10 protein-coding genes are annotated in these 12,574 nt (G+C 71.3%); 7 read left to right on the top strand and 3 right to left on the bottom strand.

Annotation, left to right across the window (positions count from 1 at the left end):
* The coding region (locus tag ITP53_RS48555) for an FAD-dependent oxidoreductase (protein ID WP_236052024.1) at positions 1-567 on the top strand (567 nt) is incomplete at its 5' end.
* A gap of 215 nt (positions 568-782) precedes the next feature.
* On the opposite strand, the gene ITP53_RS48550 is transcribed toward ITP53_RS48555, so the two are convergent.
* Positions 783-1,421 (bottom strand): GNAT family N-acetyltransferase, encoded by a 639-nt coding sequence (locus ITP53_RS48550; protein ID WP_328818235.1) that lies wholly within the window; start codon positions 1,419-1,421, stop codon positions 783-785.
* A gap of 135 nt (positions 1,422-1,556) precedes the next feature.
* Here ITP53_RS48550 and ITP53_RS59845 point away from each other — a divergent pair, with 135 nt between their 5' ends.
* On the top strand, positions 1,557-3,386 hold the full coding sequence (locus tag ITP53_RS59845; protein WP_207757497.1) for a serine/threonine-protein kinase: 1,830 nt from the start codon (positions 1,557-1,559) through the stop codon (positions 3,384-3,386).
* Positions 3,387-3,497: 111 nt separating this feature from the next.
* Positions 3,498-4,511, top strand: coding sequence for a coiled-coil domain-containing protein (locus ITP53_RS48540; protein ID WP_328818233.1), 1,014 nt, complete (start codon positions 3,498-3,500; stop codon positions 4,509-4,511).
* 14 nt (positions 4,512-4,525) lie between these two features.
* Here the strand turns inward: ITP53_RS48540 and ITP53_RS48535 are convergent, their stop codons facing one another.
* Both ITP53_RS48535 and ITP53_RS48530 read right to left on the bottom strand, forming a co-directional pair.
* Entirely contained in the window at positions 4,526-6,007 is a 1,482-nt protein-coding gene (locus ITP53_RS48535; RefSeq protein ID WP_328818231.1) for a sugar ABC transporter ATP-binding protein, read from the bottom strand.
* A gap of 74 nt (positions 6,008-6,081) precedes the next feature.
* Entirely contained in the window at positions 6,082-6,882 is an 801-nt protein-coding gene (locus ITP53_RS48530; protein ID WP_328818229.1) for a DeoR/GlpR family DNA-binding transcription regulator, read from the bottom strand.
* Positions 6,883-7,047: 165 nt separating this feature from the next.
* Here ITP53_RS48530 and ITP53_RS48525 point away from each other — a divergent pair, with 165 nt between their 5' ends.
* The 4 genes from ITP53_RS48525 to ITP53_RS48510 all read left to right on the top strand — a co-directional run.
* A complete protein-coding gene (locus ITP53_RS48525) occupies positions 7,048-9,591 on the top strand; it encodes a PA14 domain-containing protein (protein WP_207757496.1) in 2,544 nt (847 codons plus the stop codon).
* A gap of 106 nt (positions 9,592-9,697) precedes the next feature.
* Entirely contained in the window at positions 9,698-10,765 is a 1,068-nt protein-coding gene (locus tag ITP53_RS48520; protein WP_195902257.1) for an ABC transporter substrate-binding protein, read from the top strand.
* A gap of 1 nt (position 10,766) precedes the next feature.
* Positions 10,767-12,287 carry a sugar ABC transporter ATP-binding protein gene (locus ITP53_RS48515; protein WP_195902256.1) on the top strand — a complete coding sequence of 507 codons (1,521 nt, stop codon included), beginning with the start codon at positions 10,767-10,769 and terminating at the stop codon, positions 12,285-12,287.
* On the top strand, positions 12,280-12,574 hold a 295-nt coding region (locus ITP53_RS48510; protein WP_407941398.1), incomplete at its 3' end, for an ABC transporter permease subunit. The genes ITP53_RS48515 and ITP53_RS48510, both read left to right, overlap by 8 nt.

Below are 12,574 nucleotides of genomic sequence, written 5' to 3'. Positions count from 1 at the left end.
GGGCGGCGGGTGGTCGTGGTGGGCGGTGGCGCCTCAGCCATGCACGTTCTTTCCGAGGTCACCGGCGTCGCCGCGAGCACGGCGTGGGTGACCCGGCGGCCGCCCGTCTTCAGGGAGGACGAGTTCGGCGAGGAGGCCAGGCGTGAGGCCGTCGCCATGGTCGAGGAACGCGTCCGTGCCGGTCTGCCGCCGCAGAGCGTCGTCAGCGTCACCGGCCTGGTGTACACCCAGGTGGTCACGGAGGCGCTGGTGAAGGGAGCGCTGGATCGCCTGCCGATGTTCGACCACGTCACGCCGTACGGTGTCGCCTGGCGCGAAGGGCGGCGTCTGGACGCGGACACGATCATCTGGGCCACCGGCTTCCGTTCGGCCCTCGACCACCTCGCGCCCCTGCGGCTCAGGGAGCCGGGCGGCGGCATCATGGTGGACGGCACCCAGGTCGTCAAGGAGCCCGCGCTCCAACTCGTCGGCCACGGTCCTTCCGCCAGCACGATCGGCGCGAACCGGGCCGGCCGCGCCGCCGCCGCGAACGTCCGCACCCACCTGACCTCCCGCGCCGCCGCCTGACTCCCCGCGCCACCTGCCTCCCGCGCCGCCGCCGGACCGCCCGCCACGGCCTCCCGTCAGGGCCTGACGCCCGTGGCCCTGACCCCCTCGGCCTGACGCCGGTGGCCCTGACCCCCTCGGCCTGACGCCGGTGGCGCTGACGCTCTCGGCCTGACGCCGGTGGCGCTGACGCCCGCGACCCTGACGCCCCGGGCCGGACTCCGGCGGCGGCTGGGTTACTTTTCGGCGATGCCGAAGGCGGTCCAGCCATGGTTCGGGAAGCCGGCGGCCGTGGCCACAGAGGACGAGGCGAGGTTCGTGAACGAGTGCAGGTATGTCGGCACCGCCCCCTCGTCCAGCACCCGCCGCGCCGCCTGCGCCACCAGTCGCCTGGCCAGCCCCCTGCGGCGCGCCGCAGGGGTCGTGACGACCGACAGCTCGTGCCCGTACGCGTCGTGCCGCTTGATGCCCACCCCGGCCAGGTGCTCGCCCGTGTCCGGGTCGACGGCCACCAGCGCGTCGCCGCCGAACGGGTGGAGCCACTCCGGGACCTCCGGCGCGGTGGCGGGGACCCAGTGGCCCGCGTCCGCCAGCGGAGCGGGGCTGGTCGTCCAGCGGTAGACGGCCTCGAACCAGCCGCGTTCCGCGTACCCCACCAGCTTCGGGACCTCTCCCAGCGTCCGTGCCGCGGCGACGCGGGCGACGTGCTCAGGCGGCACCGACAGGACCGCGCCGTCCGGGCAGCCGACCCCGAGGGCCGGGTGAACACGGCCGTCCCAGCCCGGTCTGGTACGCCGATCCGAGCCCGTGACGTGCATTTTCTCCGTCGGCGGCCAGGCGCCGAGCCACTGCCGCAAGTGATCCGTGAGTGACACAAAACTACTATAGAAAGTAGTAAAAATATCGATTACGGCAGGGGCGCAGTCACTCCCGCGAAGAGGGTCGACACACCGCGTGACTCGGGTTAGCTTCCTGACATAAGGATCTTTATCCGGTCGGGAGGGGCTGCCATGGAGGTTCCCGGTTACACGGAGCTCCGGGAACTAGGACACGGCGGCACAGGCCGGGTGATGCTCGCCGTACGGGATGCCGACGGTTTGTCCGTCGCGATCAAGCACCTGTCACCGACGCTGCGGGCGGACGCGGAGTTCGTGGCGCGGTTCCGGGCCGAGGCACAGGTCATCCGGGAGATCGACAGCCCCCACACCGCCCGCCTCCTGGAGTACGTCGAAGCAGCCGATGACGCCGTCATCGTGATGGAGCTCGTCGACGGCGTCACGCTGCGGCGGCTGCTGCAGCACGAGGGCCGGACGGGCCCGGAGGCCGCGCTGGCGGTGCTGAAGGGCGCGCTGCTCGGGCTCGCCGAGGCGCACCGGCGCGGGGTGGTGCATCGCGACTTCAAACCCGAGAACGTGATGGTCACCGAGGAGGGCGACAGCAAGCTCGTCGACTTCGGCGTGGCGGCCCACACCGGGGAGACGGCCGAGCTCGTCGGCACCCCTTCGTACATGGCGCCCGAGCAGTGGGACGACGCCCCGGCGAGCCCGGCGACCGACGTGTACGCCGCCACGCTCGTCTTCTTCGAATGCCTGACAGGGCACCGTGCCTTCCACGGCGAGAACGTGGCCGCCCTCGCCTACCAGCACCAGAACGCGCCGCCCCCGCTGGAGAACGTCGACGAGCCGCTTCGACCGCTCGTCGAACACGGCCTGGCCAAGGACCCGATCGCGCGGCCCGAGTCGGCGGAGGCGTTCCTGACCGAACTGGAGAGCGTCGCGCTCGACGCGTACGGCGAGGAGTGGGAGACACGCGGGCGGAGCGGGCTCGGGATCCTGCTGCTGCCCCTCGCCGCGCTGCTGCCCCGGCCGCAACCGGTCGCGGACGGCGGCACCACGAGCATGTTCCACAGCACGCTCACGCCCACGGGCAAGCTCGCGGTGACGGGCGGGCTGGTGGTGGCGACCGCCGTGGCCGTGGTGTCGACGTTCGTGATCTTCAGTGACCCGCCGGGGAGCGGCGCCGCCCTCCCGCCCGCCGCCTCGTCCCCGCCAGCGGCGGTGGTGCCCGCCTCGCCGACGTCCGGCCCTCCGACTTCTCTCACCCCGATTCCGACGGACTCCGGTACGGACACGTACACCCCTGAGCCGACCGCTCCACCCACGGTCGGACCTGGTCCGGTCACGCGCGAGCCCACCTCCGGGCCGCCCCCGGTCACGCGCGAGCCGACGCGCCAGCCGACGGCTTCGCAACGGCCGGAGCCGAGCACCCGGCCGCCCACGACAGCCCCGCCCACCTCAGAGCCGCCTGCCACCGAACCCCCGGACGACGAGCCGCCGCCGGCCGAGGAACCGCCGGACACCGACCCGCCGGACAGCGACCCACCGGACGACGATCCGCCCGCTACCCAACCGCCGACGACGAGCGCGCCCGATCCTGGCGCGCCGCCGCCCGCGCCGCCCGTGAACAGGGAGCCGCTCCTGTCGATCTCCGTCGGGGTGTCGGCCGGCCTGCCGCTGCTCGGCGGGGAGGGGGACGGGTTGCTGGACGCCGAGGTCGGCGTGGGGCTGGGGTCCAGACTGCTGGACGGCGAGCTCGACCTGGGGGTCGGCTTGCTGGGGATGGTCGTGGTGCCGGGCTCGGTGTTCCTGGGTCGGCACATCGTGGCCCGCAGAGTACGGCGGCCGCGCGGCTCCTCCCCGTCCTGGGACCTCCAAAAGCCGGACGACCTCCCGGACGGCGACCTCCCGGACGGCGACCTCCCAGGCACCGACCTCCCGGACGCGGACCTCGCGGACGCGGACCGGCCGGACGACCTCCCGGACAAGAAGGAAAAGCCGTAAGTCGCATGCCGGGACCCGCGATCCCCTACTATCAGCGTCGGATAGAGGGCGTCCCCGGGCCTGAACGACTCCTGACCGGAACATGCCCTGAAGTTCGGGGTTAGGAGAAGAGTGGCGGTTGCGTCCCCCGCCGACCGGCAGCACGGCCCATCTCCGGCGGAGGCTCTCCTCGCCGTCCTCGCCGTCCTCGCCGCCGCGGTCCTGGTGGCCGTTCCGGCGGCGGTGCGGGCCGATCCCAAACCGACGGCGAAGCAGCTGAGGAAGGATCTGGCGGCGCTGCAGAAGGAGTCGGACAAGCTCATCACCGACTACTACAGCAGCCGCGTCTCCCACCAGAACGCGGAAAAGGCGGAGAAGGCAGCGCGGGAGAAGCTGGCCGCCGCCCAGGAGGCCTTCGACCTGCATTCCGGCGAGCTGCGCGCCATGGCCATGGCCCGGTACGTCGGCGGCGAGCCCAGCCGGTTCGCCCTGCTCACCGGCGGGGGGGACCCGTCCGGGCTGCTCGGCGGGATGGCGCTCACCCAGCATCTCATCGATGCGCAGGCCGCCAGGCTCAGCGGGTACGCGCGGGTCAGGGACTCACACCAGCGGGCGAAGGACGAGTCCTCGGCGCGCGCCGAGGAGCTCGCCGAGACGGTGGAGGACCTGGAGGAGCGCAGGAAGAAGGCCGAGAAGCAGATCGAGCGGATCAGGGACAAGATCGACCAGCTCTACACGGCGCCCGGGATACGGCGTCCCGACGGCACGTGGGTCCTGCAGCTTCCCGACGGCTCGGACAACGTCACGCCCAGGATGCGGCTGGTCAAGAAGCTCATCGACGATCGGTTCGACGTGCCGTACGGGATCGGGTGTTATCGGGCGATCCAGGACGGTGGCGAGCATCCGCTCGGGCGGGCCTGTGACTTCATGCTGAGCCGGGGCGGGGCGATGCCCTCCGGGGAGGAGCTCAAGCGCGGCGATCAGATCGCCGCCTGGGCGATCAAGAACGCCAAGCGGCTGGGGATCATGTACGTCATCTACCGGCAGCGGATCTGGCACGCCGGGACGGGCGGGTGGCGCACCATGTCCGACCGGGGCGGCACGACGGCCAACCATTACGACCACCCGCACATCTCCGTCTACTGAGGCACCGGCGGTGGTCAGTCCTTGGCGAGGGCGGACAGCAGGCGGTCCTCCGTGACCTCGAAGCCGGTCAGCTGCTCCGTGATCGCCCCGTCCCTGAGCACCACCACGCTGTCGCAGTTCGCCACCAGCTCCGCCACGTCCGACGAGATCAGCAGGATGGCCAGCCCGTCCACCGCCAGCTCGTCCAGCAGCGCCTGCATCTCCAGCTTGGTCGCCACGTCCACGCCCCTGGTCGGCTCGTCCAGCAGCAGCACCTTGGGGTGCATGGCCAGCCAGCGCGCCAGCAGCACCTTCTGCTGGTTGCCCCCTGACAGCTCCCCGGCGGGCTGGCGCGGCGAGACGGCCTTGATGCCCAGCCGCTTCATGAACGTCGCCACGATGCCGTCCACCTGCGCGTCCGACACGATCCCGGCCCGCGACAGCCGGGGCAGGGCGGCCAGCGCGATGTTGTCGCGTACCGACAGGGTGGGCACGATGCCCTCGGTACGCCGGTTCTCAGGGACCAGGCCGACCCCGGCGCGTACGGCGTTCCTGATCGACCACTTGCGGGCCGCCGCACCCGCGACCGTCACCTGCCCCGCGTCCACCGGCAGCGCGCCCGCGATGGCCCTGGCCGTCTCGCTGCGCCCGGCCCCGAGCAGCCCGCCGAGGCCGACCACCTCGCCGGCCCGCATCGCCAGTGACACCCCGTCCAGCATGTGCTGCCTGGTCAGGCCCTTGGCCTCGAGCACGGGCAGGTCGGCGGGCGGGTCCGGCTCGCCCGCAGGCAGCGGGGGCTCCACCGGGTGGAACGGCCGTCCCAGCATGAGCGCGACCAGCCGCAGCCGGTCGAGCCCGGCCAGCGGCCCCGTGTGCACGACCCGGCCGTCGCGCAGCACCGTGACGCGGTCGCAGACGCCGTACAGCTCCTCCAGCCGGTGGGTGACGTAGACGACCGAGCGGCCCTCCTCGCGCAGCCGGCTGACGGCGCCGAACAGGATCTCCAGCTCGGCGTGCTCCAGCGCCGACGTGGGCTCGTCCATGATGACCAGGCGGGCGTCCGCCGAGGCGGCCCTGGCCAGGGCGACGAGCTGGCGGGCGCCCTCGCCCAGCGACCCGAGCGGGCGGCGCACGTCGGCCCGCAGCCCGTACGCGGCCAGCACCTCCTCCGCGCGGGCGTGCACGGCCGCCGCGTCGATCAAGCCGAACCGCCCCCGAGGCTCCCTGCCCAGCAGCAGGTTACGGGCGATGCTCATGGTCGGTACGAGGTTCGTCTCCTGATGGATCGTGGCGATCCCGGCCCGCTTGGCGTCCGCTGGGCCGGCGAACCTGACCGGCTCCCCGAGGAACCGCAGCTCGCCCGCGTCCGGCTGGTGGACACCGGAGAGCACCTTCACCAGGGTGGACTTGCCGGCGCCGTTGCCGCCGATCAGGGCGTGAGTCTCGCCGGGGCGTACGGACAGGGTGACGTGGTCGAGGGCGGTGACGCCCTGGAAGGTCTTGAGAACGCCTGCCACCTGTAGCACGGTTGCCTCCGCCTCGATCGTGGTCGAGGAAGGAAACGTTCCAGTAACGGGATTGTCACATTCGATCAGAACTGGGCGACGTGCAGGCGGACGCCACGCCCGCTCAGCTCGTCGAGCACGTCGCGCGGCGCGGCGTCGTCGGTGACCAGGTGGTCGATGCGTTCGGCGGGGACGGTCTGCACCATCGTGTCCACGCCGATCTTGGTGTGGTCGGCCAGCACCACGACCTCCTCCGCCGCGCCCGCCAGCGCCCGGTCGACGCCCGCCACCTGCATGTTGGGCGTCGACAGTCCGCGATCGGCGCTCAGCCCGTTGCCCGAGATGAACGCCCTGCGCACCCGCAGCCCGGCCAGCGACCGCTCGGCGGCGCTGCCGACCAGCGCCAGGATCGGGCCGCGCAGCGTGCCGCCGGTCAGCATCACCTCGACCCGCGGCGAGCCGGCGAGCACCTGGGCGACCAGCAGCGAGTTGGTCACCACCGCGAGCTCGGCGTGCCTGGCCAGCCGCCGCGCGAACTCCTGTGTGGTGGTGCCTGGCCCGATGACGATGGCGTCGCCGTCCTCGACCAGGGCGGCGGCCAGGTCGGCGATGGCGGCCTTCTCCGCGGACTCCAGGGAGACCTTGTGGGCGTAGCCGGCCTCGCGGGACAGCTCGCCGGGCAGCGTGGCGCCGCCGTGGTGCCGGTTGAGCAGGCCCTCGGACTCCAGCGCGCGCAGGTCGCGGCGGACGGTCACCTCGGAGGAGTGGACGGCCTGGGCGAGCTCGCGCAGCGACACCGCGCCGTTGGCACGCACCAATTCGAGGATGCGCTGCCGGCGTTCGGCGGCGAACACGGGCCGGCGTCCGTCGCTCTGCGTGTCGCTCACGCTCCCGATCATAGACGAACAGTCAACATGGGTTCGCCTCTGACCGAATGGGAACGAATTTGATCGGAAATCTTGACCGGCTCGGTCCGCCGGTGCTTACTTTGGAGCAAGTCAGGGTCAAAAGCTGTCCGAACCTGATCGGCCCTCGTGTCGAAAGGACCCCCCGTGCGCAAGCGCCTCGCGTTGTTGCTGGCCGTACTGATGTCCGTGTACTGGCAGACGCCGTTATCCGCCTCCGCCGCTTCCGTTGACTCCTCCTCCTCCGGCGCCGTGGCCGAGCGGAACGGGTTGCGCGGCGACTACTACCTCGCCTCGGGAGCGGGGACACTCGACTTCGGCGAGCTCAAGGCGAGCGTCGTCGACCCGAACCTGGAGTTTCCCGACCTGAATCCGACGCTCACGCTGCTGACCGGCAGGGAGGACGACGCCACCGTACGGTGGACCGGGCAGATCCAGGCGGAGCACTCCGAGACCTACACCTTCTCCATGTTCGGGGACAACGGCTTCCGCCTCTGGGTGGACGGCAAGCCGATCATCGACCACTGGGTGGACGACTGGGACCGCGAGCAGATCGGCACCCCGATCGCCCTCGAAGCGGGCAGGAAGTACGACATCAAGGTCGAGTACTTCGAGCACTTCGGCGGCGCGCACCTGCGGCTGCGCTGGCAGAGCCCGAGCCAGCCGAAGGCGATCGTGCCCACGGAGGCGTTCACCTTGCCGGCGGACTTCCAGCCTCCTGGACCCGCGGACGCCCGGCTGAGCGAGGCCGGCGACGTCGCGACGCTCACGTTCCCCGAGCCGCTGGCCGCGCTGCCCGCGACCGCGGCGAGCAAGCTCGCCATGAAGGTCGGAGCCGCCGACTGGCCGGTGACCGCCGCGGTGCTGAAGAGTCCGGAGACCGTCGAGCTCAAGCTGAAGCACCCGGTCCCGGCGAAGGCGGGCAGCACCGTCCGCGCCTCCTACGACGGCGAGGGCGGCATCACCCACGCCGACGGCACGCCGCTGGCCGCGTACGCGCACGCCTACGTGGTCAACGCCTCCGCCTACGTGCTGCGTACGAAGTGGGCGGATGACGTGAACCCGGCCAATCCGCTCCCCGAGTACCCGAGGCCGCAGCTGGCCAGGGACCGCTGGCGCAGCCTCAACGGCACCTGGCAGTTCGCCCCGGCGAAGGCGGGAGAGGCCGCGCCGATCGGCCGCGACCTGCGCGAGCGCATCGTCGTGCCGTTCCCGGTCGAGTCGCAGCTGTCCGGCATAGGCCGGCACGAGGAGCGCATGTGGTACCGGCGGACGTTCGAGGTGCCGCGCACCTGGCGCGGCGAGCGGCTCCTGCTGCACCTCGACGCCGTCGACTGGCAGTCCACCGTGTACGTCAACGGCAAGCAGGTCGCCACCCACAAGGGCGGCTACGACCGGATCACCGCGGACGTGACCGACGCGCTCAGCCGTGGCGGCCGCCAGGAGCTGGTCGTCGGCGTGTACGACCCCACCGACACCGGCACCCAGGCCATCGGCAAGCAGCGGCTCGACCCGAGCGGCATCTGGTACACCGCCGTCTCCGGCATCTGGCAGACCGTCTGGATCGAGCCGGTCGCCAGGGACCACATCGACCGCGTGGACAGCACGCCGGACGTGCGCGGCCAGGCCCTCTACGTCACCGTGCACGGCTCCGCGGGCACCGCGACCGTCGTGGCCAGGGACGGCAGGCGCGTGGTCGGCACGGTACGCGGCGCGGTAGGCAAGGAGCTCAGACTCCCGGTGCCCAACCCCAAGCTGTGGTCCCCGGACGACCCGCACCTGTACGACCTGGAGGTCAGACTCAAGCAGGACAAGGTCGAGTCGTACTTCGGGATGCGCTCGATCTCGCTGGCCGGCAACCGGATGCTGCTGAACGGTCAGCCGGTCTTCCAGATCGGCCCCCTGGACCAGGGCTTCTGGCCCGACGGCATCTACACGGCGCCGACCGACGAGGCCCTGCGCTACGACCTGAAGCGGACCAAGGACCTTGGCTTCAACGCCGTGCGCAAGCACGTCAAGGTGGAGCCCGACCGCTGGTACCACCACGCCGACAAGCTGGGCCTGCTGGTCTGGCAGGACATGCCGGCCGCCTTCCGCACGGATGACAAACCGCAGTACGAGGCCGAGCTGCGCGAGATGGTCGACCAGCACCGCAGCAGCCCGTCGATCGTGATGTGGGTGCCGTTCAACGAGGGCTGGGGGCAGTACGACCAGGCGCGCATCGCCGACCTGGTCAAGGGCTGGGACCCCTCGCGCCTGGTGAACAACATGAGCGGGATCAACTGCTGCGGCGCCGTGGACGGGGGCAACGGCGACATCAAGGACTTCCACATCTACCCGGGCCCCGGAAACCCCGGCAAACCCACCGGCACCAGGGCGAACGTGCTCGGCGAGTACGGCGGGCTGGCCCTGCCCGTGGTCGGCCACACCTGGTCGGGCGGCGGCTGGGGCTACGCGGTCGAACCCGACCCGGAGGCCCTCACCACCCGCTACGTCAGCATGGTCAAGGAGCTCGAGCGGTTGCACGCCTGTGAGGGGCTCAGCGCCGCGATCTACACCCAGACGACCGACGTCGAGACCGAGATCAACGGACTGATGACGTACGACCGGGCGATCACCAAGCCCGACGTCAAGCGGGTCCACGACGCTCACAAGGCTCTCACGAGCGCGATCAACCCACCCTGCGCCTGACGGCCGCGCACGCCCGGGTCACCGGCACAGCCCCGTGACCCGGGCGTCGCGCCCGGGTCACGTCTGACGGGACCCGGGCGTCGCGCCCTGATAGGAAGGAATCGCCATGACCCCCCATCTCCGGACAGCCGCGCTGGCCCTGGCCGTGCTTCTCACGGCGGCGGCCTGCGCCAAGGCCGAGGCGCCGCAGAGCGCGCCCGCGCCGACCGGGACCGCCGGGCAGCAGGTCGTCCAGAGCCCCGCGGGAACGGCCGGGCCGACGTGCACGCTGGAGCAGTTCGGCGGCACGAAGTTCGACCTCAAGACGGCCACGGTCGGCTTCTCCCAGTCCGAGAAGGAAGCCAACCCGTTCCGCATCGCGGAGACCAAGTCGATCAGGGACGAGGCGGACCGGCTCGGCATCACGGACCTCAAGGTCACCAACGCCCAGTCGCAGTTCTCCAAGCAGATCACCGACGTCCAGCAGCTCATCGCCCAGGGCGTGCGGCTCCTCGTCATCGCCCCGCTGAACTCCGACGGCTGGGAGCCGGTCCTCCAGCAGGCCGCGGCCAAGAAGATCCCGATCATCACGGTCGACAGGAAGATCAACGCCAAGGCGTGCAGCGACTACCTGACGTTCATCGGCTCGGACTTCTACGAACAGGGCAAGCGGGCCGCCGACCGCATGATCGACGCGGTGGGCGGCAAGGGCAAGGTCGCCATCCTCCTCGGCGCCCCCGGCAACAACGTGACAACCGAGCGGACGAACGGCTTCAAGGACCGCGTCAAGGAGCAGGCCCCCGGGATCACGATCTCGTTCGAGCAGACCGGCGAGTTCGCCAGGGAGAAGGGGCAGCAGGTCACCGAGCAGCTCATCCAGTCCAACCCCGACATCAACGGCATCTACGCGGAGAACGACGAGATGGCGCTGGGCGCGGTCACCGCGCTGAAGGGCGCGGGCAAGGAGCCGGGCGACATCAAGATCGTGTCGGTGGACGGCACCCGCAGCGCCGTCCAGAGCATCGCCGACGGCTGGCTGCACGCGGTCATCGAGTCGAACCCGCGCTTCGGGCCGCTCGCCTTCGAGACCGCCCAGAAGTTCCTGGACGGCGAGCCCATCCCGGACAAGGTGATCATCTCCGACCGCGACTACGACACGGCCAACGCCAAGGACTCCCTCGGTGAGGCGTACTGACTTGGAACCGGTTCTCGAGGCCAGGGAGATCAGCAAGCGTTTCCCCGGCGTGCTCGCTCTCGACGGCGTGGCCCTCGCCCTGCGCGCGGGCGAGGTGCACGCCCTCGTGGGCGAGAACGGCGCGGGCAAGTCCACCCTGATCAAGGTCTTCACCGGCGTGTACCAGCCGGACGGCGGCGAGCTGCGCCACCGGGGCGGCCCCGCCGTCTTCGGCACCCCCATGGACGCGCAGCGCGCCGGCATCTCCACCATCTACCAGGAGGTCAACCTCGTCCCGATGATGAGCGTGGCCCGCAACCTGCTGCTCGGGCGCGAGCCACGAGGCCGCTTCGGCGTGATCGACGCGGCCGCGATGTACGGCGAGGCGGAACGCGTTCTCGCCGGATACGGCGTCGAGACCGACGTACGGCGGCCGCTGCGCACGCTCGGCGTCGGCGCGCAGCAGATGGTCGCCCTGGCCAGGGCCGTCTCCATCGACGCGCGGGTGGTCATCATGGACGAGCCCACGTCCTCGCTGGAGCCGCGTGAGGTCGAGACGCTGTTCGGGGTGATCAGGCGGCTGCGCGACGCCGGGATCGCGGTCATGTACGTCAGCCACCGGCTCGACGAGCTCTACCAGGTGTGCGACCGGGTCACCGTGCTGCGTGACGGGCGGCTGGCGCACACCGGGCCGCTCGACGGGCTGGACCGGCTCCAGCTCATCTCCCTCATGCTCGGCCGCGACCTGAACGAGGTCCGCACGAAGGGCCTGACCCGCTTCACCCGCCGTAATGATCAGGGCGACGGGCAGGCGCCGGTCGTCGAGGCGCGCGGCCTGACCAGGCGGCACGTCCTGGCCGGCGTGGACGTCTCCGTCCGCCCCGGTGAGGTCGTCGGTCTCGGGGGACTGCTGGGCGCGGGCCGTACCGAGACCGCGAAGGCCATCGTCGGCGCGTTGCCGCTGGACGGCGGACAGGTGCTCGTGGCCGGGCTGCCCCTGCGCGGCGGCTCCACCACGGCGGCGATCCGGGCGGGCGTCAGCCTGCTGCCCGAGGATCGCAAGGCCGAGGGCATCATCCCGACCCTGTCGGTCCGCGAGAACATCGCGCTGGCCGCCCTGCCCTCGCTCGGCCGGGCGGGCGTGGTGTCGGACACGAAGATCGACCGGGTGGTCGAGATCTTCATGCGGCGGCTGCGGATCAAGGCCGCCTCGCCCCACCAGCTCGTGTCGGAGCTGTCCGGCGGCAACCAGCAGAAGGTGCTGCTCGCCCGCTGGCTGGCCGTACGGCCCAAGGTGCTGCTGCTGGACGAGCCCACACGCGGCATCGACGTGGGCGCCAAGGCCGAGGTGCAGGCGCTGATCGACGAGCTGGCCGAGGAGGGACTGGGCGTGCTGCTGATCTCCTCCGACCTGGAGGAGCTGGTCGAGGGCGCCGACCGGATCCTCGTGCTGCGCGAGGGCGCCGTGGCCGGCGAGTTGTCGGGCGACGAGGTGACCGAGGAGAGGATCATGGCGACGATCGCGGAGCAGTCCGATGGCTGAGCTCACCTCAGGGCGCGTCGCGGTGCTCAAACCGCGGGTCTTCGCGTGGGTGCAGGACTACGGCGTGTACGCGGCCGTGCTGGTGTTGCTGCTGTTCAACGTGTTGTTCACGCCGCACTTCCTGGACGCGTCGAACTTCCGCACCCAGCTCGTCCAGGTCACCCCCATCGTGATCGTCTCGCTCGGGATGGCGCTGGTGATCGGCACGCAGGGCATCGACCTGGGCGTCGGCTCGGTGATGGCGCTGGCCGCCGCGCTGGTCGTGCTCTACCTCGGGTACGGCTGGT

Origin of the sequence: Nonomuraea cypriaca, from assembly GCF_015645445.1 — a bacterium.
Lineage (GTDB): Bacteria > Actinomycetota > Actinomycetes > Streptosporangiales > Streptosporangiaceae > Nonomuraea > Nonomuraea cypriaca.
Note: the sequence above shows the minus strand (reverse complement) of the source record. Positions and strands in the feature narration are given on the sequence as shown.

What these genes read in the sequence shown, in the direction of transcription:
- ITP53_RS48520 (WP_195902257.1), top strand. Translation starts at nt 9,698, where the DNA reads ATGACCCCCCATCTCCGGACAGCCGCGCTGGCCCTGGCCGTGCTTCTC.
- ITP53_RS59845 (WP_207757497.1), top strand. Translation starts at nt 1,557, where the DNA reads ATGGAGGTTCCCGGTTACACGGAGCTCCGGGAACTAGGACACGGCGGC.